This window comes from Chryseobacterium sp. SN22 (assembly GCF_008329705.1).
GTDB lineage: Bacteria > Bacteroidota > Bacteroidia > Flavobacteriales > Weeksellaceae > Chryseobacterium.
In genome coordinates this window covers 1-17,222 of record NZ_VTSX01000009.1, presented here as the reverse complement: position 1 = coordinate 17,222, position 17,222 = coordinate 1, and the positions used below count along the sequence as shown (strand labels likewise).

Below are 17,222 nucleotides of genomic sequence, written 5' to 3'. Positions count from 1 at the left end.
TCTATGCGGTATAAACTGATTCCGTTACCAAAATTCTTGGTAATATTCAAAAATATTTTTTCAGACTTGTCTTTGTACCTTTAAGACTTATCTCTCATAACTAAAAACTCCAAAACAATTTGGAGTTTTTTATTTAATTACCTCTAGCTGGATATTAATATTCTACTGCTTTGTAAAAACCATCTCCAAAGGAAAAGTACTTCCCAGATATACCGTAGTAGGTGTTCTCCCAATCTGATAAGTACCTTCGAATACTTTGCCTGTAAATTTCATTTGGGTTGGAGAGAGTTTCTCTAGTTTAACACTAAAATTTTTATCTTTTTTTACATCTTTAAAAGATGCTCCCAAAACCCCACCACCACATTGGGTATCAAATTCAACTTTCAATCCATAATCCTCCATCAAATTATCTCCAGAAGTATCTATGATTATCAACCCGTTTTCTTTATAGGTATAATAACCAACCAATCTATCGGCATAATAATTATCATTACCTGATATATAGTGATATTTAGTCTGTTTAATTAAAGTAAGAATCATTTCTCTGTTTCCTGACATCCATTTCCATACTCCTATAAATGGGCCATATTCATTACTTATATCTTTTTTATACAATGAACCATTCGTTCTATTCATTGGATTATAATTGCACCTATCCTTTAAGTCAATAATATTTGTTTGGCTTTTACAGCTGATTGAAAATATTAAAATAAATATTAAAGCTATTTTGTTCATTTTTTGTTTTTTTTTAAAATTATAAAGGACAATCATCTTTCTTTACCGTTCCGTCAGGATCTAATCTCAGCTTTCCCCATCTTGAATCATCTATGCGGTATAAGCTGATTCCGTTACCGAAACTCTGGACAATATTCAAAAATATTTTTTCAGACTTGTCTTTATCGTGAGGATTATCTCCGTTCATTCCATTATCAATATAAAACCCTCTCATTTTGCTATAAGCCTTTGTTTGTTCATCTTTAGAAAAATTTCCGCTTCCAATGGTGGTAAAATCTGCAAAGAAAGCATCTAAAGCAGCCATATCATCTGCCTTCAGGGCATAGACTTCTCCATTGTAGCATGCAAGGTAATAAATATAATAGGGTTTTACCGCAGCATTCAAAAATTTGTAATGATCATAGAAGTCTACCAGATCAAGATACGAAGGGGCCAGAAAGGCAGATTTCACCGTATGGTTATGCATTACCGCAATATCAGAATCGGTAACTTCTATTTTTACAGCTTGTACATTGGGGCCTATTTCTTTTGGCATAATATAGGTGTTATAAACCAGCTGCCCGTGATCATTGGTTACCACAACAGCCGTTTCATGCTCGTCATACCCGTTTGTTGATGGAATCACCCGTGTTTTTAAATCGTCAAGCTTATCCCGAAACACCGTATCATTAGAGTTCCTTTTGAGCATCGTACAGGGTGTTATATTTTTAACAGGCAAAGTGGGCTGTGTAGGTATTCCGCCGCCGCACCCTCCGTCACTTATATCGTAATTAGGCGTTTGGGGAGCCGTAAGGCCACCGTTGCAGTCTCCGGGTCCGTTGGATGGGGAGCCGGTGTTTCCGCTGCCGTCATTTTCACCGCTGCCCAATCCTCCCGGTGAGGTTCCGGGGCCGGTTGTTCCCGGACCGGTAGATCCTCCGGGAACACCGTCGTCGCCTATCGATTTACAGGCGCCGACCACCAGTACAACCAATTGAGACAATGTTTCCGCATTACAGGTGCCGCTGCCGGGCTCTCCACTTCCCGCAGTCTCACCATGGGAGTGCAGCCCTTCGCTGCAGGTCGTATAATGGGTGTCTATGGTCCAGGTGCATACCGTGCTTTTAGCAAGCTGGCCGCCAGTGTTGAAAGTATCTTTTTGCAGATCGGTAACGGTGACTTTATTTTTGGTATCTACAAAGCCTCTATCCATCAGGATCTGCTTTTCCTGCGGACTAAGACTGTAAGAAAACAGAAGCTCTCTGTAAGTGCCGTCGGTAAGAGGGCTCAAGACGAGATTTTCTACAGGAGCATCTGCCGGAGCATTTTCCCGCTTGATGTTGAAGGTGTAGGTATGGTAATTGGGTCCGTTTTCAATATACGTTACATCATCGGTGTCGATGGAGATACCGTTTCCGTAATTTACGGTTTTACCCTGTGCAAAGCTTTTTTCCTTAAACTTCGCCTCCGCCTTTTCCAGCTCGGGAAGAAGCTTTGCTTTGTGCCTGGCTTCGTCCAGGGAAATTCGCTTTGAGATAAGCTGGGATTTTGAGCTGTCGCGGTAGTGGTCGTTTTCATTAAACTGGTCGGTCCTGCAGGAGTACGCAGAAAGGGTGACCAGAAGAATCAGGCAGAGCCTGAAAAATAGTTTTTTTTCTATCATTGTTTTTTTTTAAATTAAAGGTTAAAAATATAAAATTTTAATTACTCTACAAACAGGTGACAAATATTCTAAAAACAAACGGGAGAAAACTACTGGTTTCCGTATTATGTTATTAAAAGAAATTTTTATGTACTTAAAAAAAACAGTCCACTATGATATTCATTAGAAAATGAAAAAGTGGAGTAAACAAGAACACATTGCAAAAACGTTTGATGCAGCCGTCCTCGGTTTATGAATAAAATTGAATTACAGTTACTTATTGCTTCGAATAGCTGTAATAATTAAAAACATAATAACTGATATAGAAACTACTTCGAGACCCGGTAAAACAAGCTCCGCCCGCATCGAAGATGCGGGCGGAGCTTAAAAATATATAAAATTAAATTACTTCAATTTCTTCTTCACAGCAACCTCTTCATAAACCTCAAGAATGTCGCCTTGTTCAATGTCGTTATAGCCTTTCAGGTTCAATCCGCATTCGTAGCCCTTCGTCACTTCTCTTACGTCGTCTTTGAAACGTTTCAAGCTTTCCAGTTCCCCTTCGAATTTTACGATACCGTCTCGTAGCAAACGTATTTTCGATTGACGAGTCACTTTTCCGGTAAGAACCATACAACCTGCAATGGTACCTACTTTGGAAATCTTGAATACTTCACGGATTTCTACGTTACCGATTACCTGCTCCTGAATCTCCGGAGAAAGCATTCCTTCCATCGCTTCTTTTACTTCATCGATGGCTTTATAGATGATAGAATACGTTCTGATCTCGATTTCCTCACGGTCGGCAAGCTCTTTTGCATTAGCACCAGCTCTTACGTTGAATCCGATGATAATGGCGTCAGATGCAGCGGCAAGGTTGATATCGGACTCTGTAATCTGTCCTACACCGGAGTGAAGGATTTTTACGCTGATTTCTTCCGTTGACAATCTCTGCAACTGATCCGAAAGCGCTTCTACCGAACCGTCCACATCACCTTTAAGGATAATGTTCAATTCTTTGAACTCACCTAAAGCAATACGTCGGCCCAGCTCTTCAAGCGTCGTATGTTTCTTAGTTCTGATCGATAATTCTCTCTGAAGCTGCTCTCTCTTATTCGCAATGGCTTTACCTTCACTTTCGTCAGCGTATACCCGGAATTTATCTCCCGCAGTAGGTGCTCCGTCAAGACCTAAGATGGTAGCAGGAATCGAAGGACCTGCTTCTGCAAGGTTTTTCCCTCTTTCATCAAGCAAAGCTTTTACTTTACCGTGGTTTTTACCTGCTACTACATAATCTCCGACTTTCAAAGTTCCGGACTGTACCAGCATTGTGGCCACATATCCTCTTCCTTTGTCCAATGATGCTTCAATGACCACTCCGTTCGCTGAACGATCCGGATTGGCTTTTAATTCCAGTAATTCTGCCTGTAACAATACTTTCTCCAATAAAAGATCCATATTATTACCCATTTTTGCAGAGATTTCCTGAGCCTGAACGTTTCCACCCCACTCTTCTACAAGAACCGGAGGATTAAGGCCCGAAAGCTGCTGACGGATGTTATCCGGATTGGCATTCGGCTTATCTACCTTGTTGATGGCAATGATCATCGGTACTCCTGCAGCCTGTGCGTGAGAGATCGCTTCTTTGGTCTGAGGCATTACATCATCATCGGCAGCGATTACAATAATCGCAATATCCGTAATCTGCGCTCCCCTCGCCCTCATCGCCGTAAAGGCTTCGTGACCCGGAGTATCCAGGAATGTAATTCTCTGTCCGTTTTCCAGCTTTACGTTATAAGCTCCGATATGCTGGGTAATCCCTCCGGATTCCCCTGCAATAACATTTGTTTTTCTGATATAATCCAGCAATGAAGTTTTACCGTGGTCAACGTGTCCCATTACAGTAACTACCGGTGCTCTCGATACTAAATTCTCTTCATTGTCGATTTCCTCATCTGCTTCCGCCTCTTCAAGATCAGCATCGGAGAATTCAATTTTATATCCGAATTCATCCGCTACCAATAGTAAGGTATCGGCTTCAAGCCTCTGGTTCATCGTCACCATTACTCCCAGGGAGAAACATGCAGAAATTACTTCCGTCGGAGACACGTTCATCAAACTTGCCAATTCACCTACCGTGATGAATTCGGTTACTTTCAATGTTCTGTCTGCTGCATCAATCTCCTGCTGACGCTCATCCTGTTCCCTACGGAAATTTCTTTTGTCTTTTCTGTGTTTTGCAGATTTGGATTTACCTCCTTTATTGGTTAACTTCTCAAGGGTTTCCTTGATCTGGTTTTTAACCTGTTCGTCAGTAAGCTCAACAGGCATGGTTCTTTGTCCCGGTCTGTTGTTTCCGAAACGGTTTCCACCCTGGCCCCCTTGTCCCGGCGGGCGATTGCCCTGTCCCGGTGGACGGTTGCCCTGATTGTTTCCGAAACGGTTTCCACCGCCTTGGCCTTGTCCGCCCTGACCCTGAGGCCGGTTGCCTTGTCCGCCGCCCTGGTTGTTGTTGCCAAAACGGTTGCCGCCTTGTGCACCTTGTCCCTGGTTACGGTTTCCACCTTGTCCCTGGCCACCCTGACCCTGAGGCCGGTTGCCCTGCCCCTGGTTATTATTGCCTCCCTGCTGGTTGTTGTTACCTCCCTGCTGGTTTCCGCCGCCTGGCTTCTCGATTCTTTTTCTTTTCTTCTTAGCTCCGGCTCCCTGTTTAGGGGCAAACTGAGTTAAGTCGATTTTTTCACCGACAATTTTAGGTCCGTCAAGTTTCTGATAAACCGTTTCAATTTTTTGTGGTTCCTGAGATTCTTCGCTTGCTTTTGCAGGTTCAGCCGGCTTTTCTTCTGCTGGCTTTTCAACAGATTTTTCTGCTGCAGGTTTCGGTGCTTCCTGTACAGGAGCTGCCGGTTTTTCTACAGGTTGTTTTTCCTCTTCTTTTTTATCCTCCACCTTTGGCTTGTCTTTTTTCACGGGTCTGTTTCTGGACTCGATCTGTGACAAATCTATTTTATCCAGGACTTTGAATTCCTGTTTTTCAGGAGTTGCCTTTACTTCGGGAGCAGGGGCAACTTCTTCTTTTTTCTCTTCCACCACAGGCTGCGGTTTCGGAGCCGGAACTTCTTCAACTTCAGGTTTTTTAGGCTCCAAGTCTATTTTACCTAAAATTTTAGTTTCCGGTTTGTTAGCTTTAGCTCTTATTACTTCAGGGGTTTTCTTTTCCTCGATTTCCAGCTTTTCTTCCGGAACTTTGGTAATCACCACCTCATGGGAAGCTTTACGCTGTTCGCCGTCCTTGGCAAACTCAGCCTCCAATGCAGAATATGCCGCTTCTTCTAATTGAGCGTTAGGATTGCTTTCAACCTCGATACCCTTAGCCTGTAAAAATTCTACTAACCTGGACATCGAAATATTGAATTCCTTAACCGCTTTATTTAATCTAATTTTTGGCATCTATATTATTTACTATTTTTTAATTCTTAAAATTAAAGTATTTCTTTTTTACCCGTTTATTAAAATTTACTTAAAAATCTTAATCTTCGAATTCTTCTCTCAGAATACGTTTCACTTCTTCAATCGTTTCTTCTTCCAAGTCTACCATGTTGAGTAAACTTTCTGTTTCCTTATCCAAAACTGATTTTGCAGTAGTAAGACCTACTTTCCTAAATTCATCCAGAATCCACTGATCGATATCATCATTAAATTCTCTTAATTCAACATCATCGTCTTCACTGGCCTCCCTGTGCACATCAATCTCATAACCTGTCAACCAGGAAGCAAGCCTGATATTCTGCCCCTGTTTTCCGATGACTTTGGAAATTTCTTCAACCGGAGTATATACCAAGGCATATTGCTGCTCCTCATTGATGTCGATTTTATTAATGGTTACATTTCCTAAAGCTCTTTTCACCAGGATTTCAGGGTTTTTAGACCACTGAATAACATCGATGTTTTCGTTTCTCAACTCTCTTACCACGCCATGAATTCTTGATCCTTTCACCCCTACACAGGCTCCTACCGGATCTATTCTGTCGTCGTAAGCATCCACTGCAATCTTCGCTTTTTCTCCAGGAATTCTTACTGCTTTTTTAAGCATAATCGTGCCATCCTGGATTTCAGGAATTTCCAGCTCCAATAGTTTCTCAAGGAATTTTGGGGCAGTTCTGGAAATAATAATCTGTGGCTTTGAACCTTTGAAATCTACTGTTTCAACAATAGCTCTGATGTTTTCACCTTTTTTAAAGAAGTCGGATGGAATCTGGTTTTCTTTCGGCAAAATGAATTCGTTATCTTCATCATCCAGCAAAATTACATGCTTATGACGGATATGATGGATTTCCCCAACCACAATCTCCCCGATCCGGTCTTTAAACTGCTCGTACAACATGGCATTATTGTGCTCCTGCAATTTTGTAGCCAAGATCTGCTTCAGGGTAAGAATATTTCGTCTTCCCAACTGAGCAACAGGAATTTCCATGGTAAAATCTTCACCTACCTCGAAAGTCGGATCGATTTTTTTGGCTTCGGAAATTTCGATTTCCAGGTCATCGTCTTCAGACATTTCGTCTTCCACAATGGTTTTATTTAAAAAGATCTGAAAATCCCCTTTGTCAGGGTTTACAATCACATCAAAATGATCATCCGAATCATATCGTTTTCTCAGAAGGGTCTTCAGAGAATCTTCAATAATTGCCATAAGATCAATCTTACTGATCCCTTTTTCGTCTTTAAAATCACCGAAGGATTCAATCAACGCTATATTGTCCATTTACTTTTTTTCTTTTAAAATTTAATTGTTACTAATGCTTTCTTAATCTCAGAGTACGGAATTTCTTTTTCCTCCTCCACATCCACTTTTCCTTTGCCGATGTCTTTTGGCTTTCGGTACCGCAGGATCAGTGTGATTTTTTCTTCATCTGTCTTCGCCAGTTCGCCTTCAATTTTTGTATCGTCATTCAGCAAAACCTCAATTTCGCGGCCGAGATTTTTAGCAAACTGTCTCGGAGTTGCCAGAGGTTCGCTTAATCCGGCCGACATTACCTGCAGGCTGAAATCATGTTCTTCGCGATCCATATTGAATTCTATGGCCCGGCTTGCATCAAGGCAGTCCTGTAAAGAAACCCCGTTGTCACCATCTAAAATCACCGTAATGTCGTCCCCTGCAGAAAATTTCAGATCAATAAGAAATAAATCTGTTCTGGTGTCAAGGAACTCATGTAATAATTCTTCAATTCTTTTTCTAAACTCCATATATGTTATAAAATCTTGATTTACCTGTACGAAAAAAGGCTTTCTTCCGAAGGCCTTCCCATGTTTTTCCGTAAATCCATTGCAAATATACAACTTTTTATTAAAAATGCAAAATATCTTATTATCAACAGGATAAGTTAATTTGCATTTGCATTAATTTAAAGATCCGGATGATGGTATTTTTACTACTTTTGTGTCTTAATTTTAAAAACATACATTTTGAACATTACTATTGTAGGAACAGGCTATGTAGGTTTGGTTACAGGAACCACACTGGCAGAACTTGGCAATTCAGTATACTGTGTGGATATTGATGAAAAAAAAGTAGAAGGTATGAAAAACGGCATCGTTCCCATTTATGAGCCGAATCTTGAAGAAATGTTCCTGAGAAATATTCAGGCAGAGAGATTGTTTTTCACCACCAATTTAAAAGAAGCATTAGATAAAAGCGAAGTGATTTACCTGGCGTTGCCTACTCCCCCGGGGGGAGACGGATCTGCTGACCTTTCCTATGTCCTGAAAGTAGCCAATGATATTGGGGAAATGATGACTGAATATAAGGTGATCGTTAACAAAAGTACAGTTCCTGTAGGTACGGCAGACAAAGTACGGAAAGTTATCGTTTCCAAAACCCGGATTCCTTTTGATGTAGTTTCCAACCCTGAATTTTTAAGAGAAGGTTTTGCCGTGGAAGATTCTATGAATCCTGCCAGAGTAGTTGTAGGTTCGAGTTCCGATAAAGCACGGGACATCATGGCTAAAATTTACCAGCCGTTTACCAATACCGGAATCCCTATTATTTTCATGGATGAGAAATCCTCTGAGCTTACAAAATATGCGGCTAATTCATTTTTAGCCGTAAAAATCACTTTTATGAACGAAATTGCCAACTACTGCGAAAAAGTGGGAGCTGATGTTGATAAAGTAAGGCTGGGAATGGGAAGTGACGACAGGATCGGCCAGCGGTTTTTATTTCCCGGAATAGGATACGGAGGAAGCTGTTTTCCTAAAGATGTGAAAGCATTGATAAAATCCGGGAAACAGGAAGATTTCAACTTCCAGATCCTTGAAGCGACAGAAAATGTAAACCTTGCCCAAAAAGTAATCCTTGTTTCGGAAATTGAAAAGTATTTCGGTGGAAATATCACAGGAAAAAACATTGCCGTATGGGGACTGGCTTTTAAAGCCAATACAGACGATATCCGCGAAGCTTCTTCACTGGACAACATTGCGCTGTTGCTCGAAAAAGGCGCTAATATTGTGGCCTACGATACGATTGCAGAAAGCAACGTTAAAAAGCTGTTGGGAGATAAGATCCAATACGCCAAAAGCATGTATGAGGCCCTGGAAAATGCGGACGCTTTGCTGATCGCCACCGAATGGCCTGAATTTAAAAACCCGAATTTTGAGCTGATGGCTCAGAAAATGAACGGCAAAGCGATCTTCGACGGCAGAAATATGTATCCTCTGGAAATCCCGGAACAGAACGGTTTTTATTATAAGAGTATCGGACGTAAAACAATTGCTGCCCATGGAGCCTCCTAAAATAGCAGTGCTTGTCCCCTGCTACAATGAGGCCTTAACCATCGGAAAAGTGGTAAAGGATTTTAAAAGCTTTCTTCCACAGGCAGACATTTATGTTTACGACAACAATTCGAAGGACAACACGATAGCCATCGCGCGGGAAGCCGGTGCTATCGTACGGCAGGAAAAACGACAGGGAAAAGCCAACGTCATTTTTAAAATGTTCAGGGAAATTGATGCCGATGTCTATATCATGATTGACGGCGACGATACTTATCCTGTAGAATGCATCCGGGAAATGGTAGACCAGTTCATTGAAAACAACTGTGATATGCTGGTCGGCGACCGGCTTTCAAACAAAAGCTACAAGAAAGAAAACAAAAGGGCTTTCCACAATTTCGGGAACAGCCTTGTCCGAAACCTCATTAATGTATTTTTCGATTCCGAGCTGAAGGATATTTTATCGGGTTACCGGATTTTTTCCAAGAAATTCGTCAAGAACTATTCAAGTTCTATTAAAGGATTTGAGCTGGAAACGGATTTGTCTGTTTATTCTCTGCATTACGGAATGGCCATTGAAGAATACTCAATCAACTACAGAGACAGGCCCGAAGGCAGCGTTTCCAAACTCAATACGTTTACTGACGGCTTTAAAGTCATAAAACTCTTTTTCAACCTGGTAAGGCTTTATAAACCATTGTTATTTTTCGGATCAGTTTCCATTGTTCTCTTTATCGCAGGCATCATCTTCATGATCGTTCCCATCCGGGAATATTTTGAATATAAATATGTATACAAGGTTCCGACACTGATTTTCTCTATCATGCTGACCATTGTCGCCTTACTCGCCTTTGCTACAGGACTGATCTTGGATAACATCAGCATTATTGATAAAAAAAATTTTAAAGTGCGCTATAACAACACAAAATGATCCATGAAAGAAAAATTTATTTTTTTTCTTTTTACCGCTGTATTTTTCCTCAATACCCAATTTAACCTGTTTTATCTGATCCCTCATGATAAATTTGAGTACAGCAGGCTCGAAGAATCGGAAACTCTGGTAATAGGTAAACTGATCGATTCACAACATGGATCCGTATTCGATGACGGAGGATTTACGGGGACGTTTTATTATGATAAAATTTCAGGAAGAAGTACCGGTGGCAAAAAAGCTTATGATAATTACCTCAATCATGTTGTTTCACCAAAATTTTATTACGAGCCTTACAAATCGCAAATCGGTGGACAGGCTATTTTATACAGTATCTTTGATAAAATTTTCAGACTGGACAATAAAGTAAACCTCTTTATTTTCCGGATGTTTAATTCTTTAGCTTTAAGCATTCTTCTTGCATTTTTTTTAATCTGGGCTAAGAGAAAATTCGGTATGGCTGCTGCTGCACTTTCGTTTGTCCTGATTCTCCTGAATTACTGGATATTCCTTTATGGTAAGAGCACCTGGTGGTGCAGCTGGGTATATTTTTCACCTTTTGTATACGGCTTGTTTTTCTTCGAAAAGTACCGTTCGACAGAATACAGAAACTACATCATCCGATTTTCATTTCTATTTTTTGTTAAATTCTGGTTTACGGGGTTCGAGTTTATTACCGTATTCCTGATCTGCTCGGCGTTGCCTTATCTATATTATACTTTTGAAAATAAAGTTTCTTTTTACGTCCAGTTTATCAGGAGGCACTTGATCATTACGGCAATACCCCTGCTCCTATCCATTGCTTTCCAACTGTTCCAGTTTAAGCTTTTAACCGGGAATTTCAAAGACGGGCTCAACCATTTAACCTCAGCTTACCTGAGAAGATCCAGCGGAGATTACTCTTATGAAAAAGAATTTGCCTATCTGAATACCTTAAAAACATATCATCTTGACATCATCATACGATATATGGGAAACTCCTTTATCAATGAAGACCTGACGCAGATAAAAGCTCCTTTCGCAGTTCTCTTTGTTGCCGGAATCATCTGTTCCGTACTGTTGTATAGAAAGAAGACGGAAAGAAGACTTATAGGAGCAACATGGTTTTCCGCCATTGCCCCGCTCAGTTGGCTTATTTTATTTGAAGAACACGCACATATCCACAAACACATTGATTTCTTTATCTGGTACTGTCCGTTTCTTCTATTAATTATACTTTTAATATCTTTGACATTAACTTCGTTTTTTAAAACAATAAAATGAAAAATATAATCATCACCGGAGGAGCCGGATTTATTGGCTCCCATGTTGTAAGAGAGTTTGTAAAGAACAACCCTGACACAACGATCATTAACCTTGACGCGCTTACCTATGCCGGAAATCTCGAAAATTTAAAGGACATTGAAAACGAGCCGAACTATGTTTTCGAAAAAGCAGACATTACCAAGCCTGAAGAATTAAGAAAAATATTCGAAAAATATAATCCGGATGCGGTAATACACCTTGCTGCAGAAAGCCACGTAGACCGCAGCATTACCGATCCGATGGCATTCATTAATACCAACGTCAACGGAACTGCCAATCTTCTGAATCTGTGTAAAGAATTCTGGACCCTGAATCCTGATCATACCCACGGAAGATTCCCTGATGAAAAAAGAACAACCCTTTTTTATCACGTTTCTACGGATGAAGTCTATGGAAGTCTGGGAGAAACCGGATTTTTCCTGGAAACAACGGCTTACGATCCGCAATCTCCGTACTCAGCGTCCAAAGCAGCTTCCGATCATCTGGTAAGAGCTTATGGGAATACCTATGGCATGCCGTTTATTATCTCCAATTGCTCTAATAATTATGGGCCGAACCATTTTCCTGAAAAACTGATTCCTCTTTGTATTTCTAACATTATCAATGAGAGACCTTTACCAATTTACGGTGATGGAAAATATACAAGAGACTGGTTGTTTGTCATCGATCATGCCAAAGGGATCCACCGGATTTTCAATGAAGCCAAAACAGGTGAAACCTATAACATCGGCGGATTCAACGAATGGCAGAATATCGATCTGGTAAAAGAGCTGACCAAACAGATGGATGCCAAGCTGGGAAGACCGGAAGGTTATTCTGAAAAACTGATTACTTTTGTAAAAGACAGGCCGGGCCACGATAAACGTTATGCTATTGATGCCACGAAACTTAATAAAGATCTGGGATGGAAACCGTCGGTAACGTTTGAAGAAGGACTGGGAAAAACCATCGACTGGTACCTTGAGAATAAAGAATGGCTGGAACATGTAACAAGCGGGGATTACCAGAAGTACTACGAAAAACAATATAATTAATACAACACAAAATATAGATGAAAGGCATAATTTTAGCCGGAGGTTCCGGAACAAGACTTTACCCTCTTACTATTGCGGTCAGCAAGCAGCTGATGCCCGTTTACGACAAGCCGATGATTTACTATCCGCTGTCTACTTTATTACTGGCGGGGATTAAAGATATTTTAATTATCACAACGCCGCACGACCAGCCGGGTTTCATTAAACTGCTGGGTGACGGCTCACAGATCGGCTGCAATATCGAATATATAGTACAGCCAAGCCCTGATGGATTAGCGCAGGCATTCATTTTAGGAGATCAGTTCATAGGAGATGATGCAGTAGCTTTGGTTCTGGGTGATAATATTTTCTACGGTTCCGAAATGGGAACATTGCTTAAAAATAAAACAAATCCGGAAGGAGGCGTTGTTTTCGCTTACCACGTTTCAGACCCTGAGCGTTACGGAGTGGTAGAGTTTGATAACGATTTCAAAGCCGTTTCCATTGAAGAAAAACCTCTACAACCTAAATCCAATTACGCAGTTCCGGGATTATATTTTTACGATAATGATGTGGTGGAAATCGCCAAAAACATCAAACCTTCTCCACGAGGCGAGCTTGAGATTACCGACGTGAACAATGTGTACCTGCAAAATGGCAAACTTGAAGTCGGCGTACTCGACAGAGGAACGGCATGGCTTGATACCGGGACTTTCGATTCTCTAAACGACGCCTCTGAGTTTGTCCGGGTTATTGAAAAGAGACAGGGATTCAAAATCGGATGTATTGAGGAGATTGCTTTCAGGAATAAATTCATCAATGAAGAAAAATTACTGGAAACAGCTGCAAAATACGGAAAAAGCGGCTATGGTGAATACCTGAAGCAGCTGGTGAAAGTATAATTGATAACCTTGAATGGCCGGCAGAACTGTTGTTTTATTTATAAACAAGGCTCTGTTCTGCTGAAAAAAATTTATTTGAACCCTGCTAAAAAATTTATTTTGAGAACCACGGTCTACACTTCTGATAAAAAAACCCATTTTTTTCAGGAACTTAAAGCTATATACAGAGATACACGATCTTCCAACTTTCTGGCGTACCAGATGGCAAAGCGGGATCTGCAGTCACAATACCGACAATCTCTATTAGGCTTTTTCTGGGCATTTGTCCCTATTATTACCAATTCTGTAGTATGGCTGTTTTTGAACAGTTCCGGTACAGTAAATGTAAATGCAGAAAGCAGCGTTCCTTATGTTGTATTTGTGATTATCGGTACAACACTCTGGAGCATATTTACCGAAAGTCTTCTTATTCCGCTTACTTCCGTAAATGCGGCAAAATCAATTCTTTCAAAAATTAATTTTCCTAAAGAAGCCCTTTTAATATCCGGATTATACAAGATGGTTTTTAATCTTGTGCTCAAACTGCTTCTTATTGCTGCCATCTTGTTGATTTACGGAATAAAACCGGGAAGCAGCCTTATCGCTTTTCCTTTTATACTGCTGGTAATTACAATTTCTTCTTTTAGTCTGGGACTTCTTTTGACTCCAATCGGCCTGATCTATACGGATATAGGTAAAATGCTAACCACAGCTGTAGCTTTCATTATGTATATTACCCCTGTAGTATATGCTGTTCCTAAACAGGGGCTTTTTAAGAAGCTTTTTGAGCTCAATCCATTAACCTATATGTTTAATGATGCAAGGAGCAGCCTTATCAATCTACCATTGGAAAACACTTCTTTTATCATTATTTCAGCAGCCGTCAGTTTTTTGGTGATGCTGATAGGCCTGGTCATTTTCAGGAAATCCATGCCGATAATCATAGAAAAAATAGGAATGTAGGATGAAGAATCAGGAAAAAGAAATACTGGTATCGGTACAGAATGTCTCCAAAAAGTTTTCGATGGACATGAGATCTTCTTTAAAATACGGTGCGCTCGATATTATAAAAAGTACTCTGGGAATAAAGATTAAGAAAGATCTTCGTCCTAAAGAATTCTGGGCGGTGAAAGACATCAGCTTTGAGCTGAGAAGGGGAGAATGTATTGGACTGATCGGACACAACGGGGCAGGAAAGAGTACTCTTTTAAAAGTCCTGAACGGCCTATATGCCCCAGATAAGGGGCAGATCGTCATGAAAGGCAAGATCGGAGCCCTGATTGAATTGGGAGCAGGATTTAACCCGATTCTTACCGGCAGGGAAAATATTTATAACAATGCTTCAATTTTAGGATTTACCAAGAAAGAAGTTGAGGAGAAAATGGATTCCATCATCAAATTTTCCGAAATCGAACAATTCATCGACATGCCGGTGCAGAATTATTCTTCGGGAATGAAAGTGAGGCTGGGCTTTGCCATCGCCGCACACCTTGAGCCCGACATTTTAATTATTGATGAGGTTCTGGCAGTTGGTGATTTGGGATTTGTTTTAAAATGTTTTAAAAAAATTGATGAATTGCTTCCTAACACCGCTTTAATTTTTGTTTCACACAGCATGCCGATGGTTTCCAGAATTTGTAATGAAATTATCCTGATGGATCATGGTAAGGTTGAATATTATGGAAATGATATTGGAAAAGGTGTACAATTATACTACAGTAAATTTGCTAATAATGATGAGAATATAGTTTTCGATAATGGAACTTTGGAGCTTGTTGCAAAGGATACTAACCTGATAAGTAATACCATTCACCGTAATGAAGATTTTATATTAACATTTAAAGTTAGGATTAAAAAAAATATTCTTAAGACCCCTGCATTGTATCTTGAATTTAAAGATAAAGAACAGAAACCAATTGCAGGTAACTATATAAAAGATATTATTGATTGTACATCTGAAAAAGATATTATTACCTATAAGGTAAAGATCAAAAATCCTTTATTTACATTAGGAAAATACAATATTGATATAAGTTTTTACGATCTGAGTACAACGGCTACTCTATTAAGAATTAATAATATATTTGAATTTATTGTCAGCGGAAAAGAAGAGTTGTGGATACCTTTTGAGCTTGAATCGGAAAATGTAATAACCTTAAATTAGAGACACTATGATACCCGTAACTCAACCTTTTCTCCCAACAAAGGAAGAATATCAAAAATATCTGGAAGGCATCTGGAAAAGAAACTGGCTTACCAATATGGGACCTTTAGCCAGCCAGCTTGAAATGGAATTGAAAGACCATTTAAAGGTTAATCATCTGCTTTTTGTTACCAACGGAACAGTTGCCATACAGATGGCGATAAAAGCCCTCGGCATAAAAGGTGAAGTGATCACTACACCTTTTTCATTTATAGCCACAACTAGCTCAATTGTCTGGGAAGGATGTACACCTGTCTTCGTAGATATAGATCAGAGCAGCCTATGTATTGATGCCAAAAAAATTGAAGAGGCTATTACTGAAAATACAACAGCAATTCTTGCTACTCATGTCTATGGAAATCCTTGTGATGTTGAAGCTATCGACCGTATTGCAAAAAAATATAATCTTAAGGTAATTTACGATGCAGCCCATGCTTTCGGAGTAGAAATAAACGGAAAATCCATATTTGAATATGGTGATATTTCAACCTGTTCCCTACACGCCACCAAACTGTATCATTCGATAGAAGGAGGTTTAATTATCACAAAAGATGCTTGCCTTTTAAAAAAGCTAGCTCATATCAGAAACTTCGGAATATCTGGATTTGATTCTTTTTCAGAATTAGGACTTAACGGAAAAAATTCTGAATTCCATGCTGCCATGGGTTTGGCTAACTTGAAATATATATCTCAAATTCATGAGAAAAGGAAAGCGCTTACTCAACTTTACGATGAAAAGTTAAAAAATCTGAAAGCTGTGAAACCCGTTTGGCATCATAATTCAAAAGAAAATTATGCATACTATGCTATTGTGTTGGAAAGTGAAGAACTTCTCCTGCAATTAAAAACAGAAATGGATAAATATGAGATCTTTACAAGAAGATATTTTTATCCAAGCTTGGCTTCGGCTCTGCCATATTTACCAAAACTAGAATTACCTATAACAGAAGATATTTCGCAAAAAGTTTTATGCCTTCCATTATATTATGATTTAACTTTTGAGGAAATAGAATTAATTGCACGTATCATGTTAAGAATTCAAAATAATTAGTATGAAAGTCGCTATAATGCAGCCTTATTTTATGCCGTATATCGGGTATATAAGTTTAATCAAACATTCTGATTTATTTATACTTTTTGATCCTGTTCAGTTTATCAGACATGGGTGGATCGAAAGAAATCGTATCCTCAAGCAGAATGGCGGATGGCTTTACATTCAGGTGCCATTACTCAAAAGCAGTAGAGATGTACTAATCAAAGATTGTTATATCGACCATTCGAAGGACTGGAAAAATAAAATTCTTTCTCAACTTCAGATTTATAAAAAACAGGCTCCCTATTATTATAAAGTACAAAATTTGATTGAGGAAATTTTCGCAAAGGATTTTGATACTATTACGGCGTTAAATCAATATGCACTTGAAAAGATTTGTCTCTATCTTGGGTTTCAAAAATCATTTCCTATATTTTCAGAAATGGATATGATTATTGATTTACCAAAGGCACCAGATGAATGGGCCTTAAATATATGCAGAAATATTGCTGGAGATATTCATTATATAAATCCAATCGGAGGAAAAGATTTTTTTGATATAGAGAAATATTCCGATCACAATATTGAGATTTCATTTCAGAAAATGATTCCCGTACAATATGATCAGAGAAGAAATGGATTTGAATACGGATTATCTATTATTGATGTAATGATGTTTAATTCACCAGAAGAAATTAATATAATGTTAGATCAGTTTGAACTTATAAA

The 17,222-nt window shown here is 39.4% G+C and carries 14 protein-coding genes; 9 read left to right on the top strand and 5 right to left on the bottom strand.

The features are described 5' to 3' along the window. Positions 1-162 precede the first annotated feature (162 nt). From FY557_RS07415 to rimP, 5 genes are all read right to left on the bottom strand, one after another. Positions 163-735 carry a DUF6705 family protein gene (locus FY557_RS07415; protein WP_149246650.1) on the bottom strand — a complete coding sequence of 191 codons (573 nt, stop codon included), beginning with the start codon at positions 733-735 and terminating at the stop codon, positions 163-165. Between the two features lie 19 nt (positions 736-754). Continuing rightward, complete coding sequence (locus tag FY557_RS07410; protein ID WP_149246649.1) at positions 755-2,377, bottom strand: hypothetical protein; 1,623 nt, start codon at positions 2,375-2,377, stop codon at positions 755-757. A 384-nt stretch (positions 2,378-2,761) separates the two neighbouring features. Continuing rightward, complete coding sequence (gene infB / locus FY557_RS07405; protein WP_149246648.1) at positions 2,762-5,806, bottom strand: translation initiation factor IF-2; 3,045 nt, start codon at positions 5,804-5,806, stop codon at positions 2,762-2,764. Between the two features lie 79 nt (positions 5,807-5,885). After that, on the bottom strand, positions 5,886-7,121 hold the full coding sequence (gene nusA, locus FY557_RS07400) for a transcription termination factor NusA (RefSeq protein ID WP_149246647.1): 1,236 nt from the start codon (positions 7,119-7,121) through the stop codon (positions 5,886-5,888). Between the two features lie 14 nt (positions 7,122-7,135). Next, on the bottom strand, positions 7,136-7,603 hold the full coding sequence (rimP, locus tag FY557_RS07395; RefSeq protein ID WP_149246646.1) for a ribosome assembly cofactor RimP: 468 nt from the start codon (positions 7,601-7,603) through the stop codon (positions 7,136-7,138). Positions 7,604-7,822: 219 nt separating this feature from the next. On the opposite strand from rimP, the gene FY557_RS07390 reads away from it, so the two are divergent. The 9 genes from FY557_RS07390 to FY557_RS07350 form a co-directional block, all read left to right on the top strand. After that, entirely contained in the window at positions 7,823-9,148 is a 1,326-nt protein-coding gene (locus FY557_RS07390; RefSeq protein ID WP_149246645.1) for a UDP-glucose dehydrogenase family protein, read from the top strand. Continuing rightward, positions 9,135-10,058 (top strand): glycosyltransferase family 2 protein, encoded by a 924-nt coding sequence (locus tag FY557_RS07385; RefSeq protein ID WP_149246644.1) that lies wholly within the window; start codon positions 9,135-9,137, stop codon positions 10,056-10,058. Before FY557_RS07390 ends, FY557_RS07385 begins: the two co-directional genes overlap by 14 nt. Before the next feature lie 3 nt (positions 10,059-10,061). Continuing rightward, complete coding sequence (locus tag FY557_RS07380) at positions 10,062-11,321, top strand: hypothetical protein (RefSeq protein WP_149246643.1); 1,260 nt, start codon at positions 10,062-10,064, stop codon at positions 11,319-11,321. Beyond that, positions 11,318-12,397: a dTDP-glucose 4,6-dehydratase gene (gene rfbB, locus FY557_RS07375; protein ID WP_149246642.1), complete on the top strand. Its 1,080-nt coding sequence runs from the start codon at positions 11,318-11,320 to the stop codon at positions 12,395-12,397. Before FY557_RS07380 ends, rfbB begins: the two co-directional genes overlap by 4 nt. A 17-nt stretch (positions 12,398-12,414) precedes the next feature. Continuing rightward, the gene (gene rfbA, locus FY557_RS07370) at positions 12,415-13,278 is read left to right on the top strand and encodes a glucose-1-phosphate thymidylyltransferase RfbA (protein WP_149246641.1); all 864 of its coding nucleotides are present in this window, start codon (positions 12,415-12,417) and stop codon (positions 13,276-13,278) included. Positions 13,279-13,377: 99 nt separating this feature from the next. Beyond that, positions 13,378-14,220: an ABC transporter permease gene (locus FY557_RS07365; RefSeq protein WP_149246640.1), complete on the top strand. Its 843-nt coding sequence runs from the start codon at positions 13,378-13,380 to the stop codon at positions 14,218-14,220. A gap of 163 nt (positions 14,221-14,383) precedes the next feature. Beyond that, the gene (locus FY557_RS07360; protein ID WP_228451725.1) at positions 14,384-15,421 is read left to right on the top strand and encodes an ABC transporter ATP-binding protein; all 1,038 of its coding nucleotides are present in this window, start codon (positions 14,384-14,386) and stop codon (positions 15,419-15,421) included. Between the two features lie 7 nt (positions 15,422-15,428). Next, the gene (locus FY557_RS07355) at positions 15,429-16,511 is read left to right on the top strand and encodes a DegT/DnrJ/EryC1/StrS family aminotransferase (protein ID WP_149246638.1); all 1,083 of its coding nucleotides are present in this window, start codon (positions 15,429-15,431) and stop codon (positions 16,509-16,511) included. 1 nt (position 16,512) lies between these two features. Then, on the top strand, positions 16,513-17,222 hold a 710-nt coding region (locus tag FY557_RS07350), incomplete at its 3' end, for a WbqC family protein (RefSeq protein ID WP_149246637.1).

Bases quoted from the DNA above. Each gene is read 5' to 3' on its own strand.
- FY557_RS07380 (WP_149246643.1), top strand. From the start codon at position 10,062: ATGAAAGAAAAATTTATTTTTTTTCTTTTTACCGCTGTATTTTTCCTC.
- infB (WP_149246648.1), bottom strand. From the start codon at position 5,806: ATGCCAAAAATTAGATTAAATAAAGCGGTTAAGGAATTCAATATTTCG.
- rfbA (WP_149246641.1), top strand. From the start codon at position 12,415: ATGAAAGGCATAATTTTAGCCGGAGGTTCCGGAACAAGACTTTACCCT.
- rimP (WP_149246646.1), bottom strand. From the start codon at position 7,603: ATGGAGTTTAGAAAAAGAATTGAAGAATTATTACATGAGTTCCTTGAC.
- FY557_RS07415 (WP_149246650.1), bottom strand. From the start codon at position 735: ATGAACAAAATAGCTTTAATATTTATTTTAATATTTTCAATCAGCTGT.
- FY557_RS07355 (WP_149246638.1), top strand. From the start codon at position 15,429: ATGATACCCGTAACTCAACCTTTTCTCCCAACAAAGGAAGAATATCAA.
- FY557_RS07410 (WP_149246649.1), bottom strand. From the start codon at position 2,377: ATGATAGAAAAAAAACTATTTTTCAGGCTCTGCCTGATTCTTCTGGTC.
- rfbB (WP_149246642.1), top strand. From the start codon at position 11,318: ATGAAAAATATAATCATCACCGGAGGAGCCGGATTTATTGGCTCCCAT.
- FY557_RS07385 (WP_149246644.1), top strand. From the start codon at position 9,135: ATGGAGCCTCCTAAAATAGCAGTGCTTGTCCCCTGCTACAATGAGGCC.
- nusA (WP_149246647.1), bottom strand. From the start codon at position 7,121: ATGGACAATATAGCGTTGATTGAATCCTTCGGTGATTTTAAAGACGAA.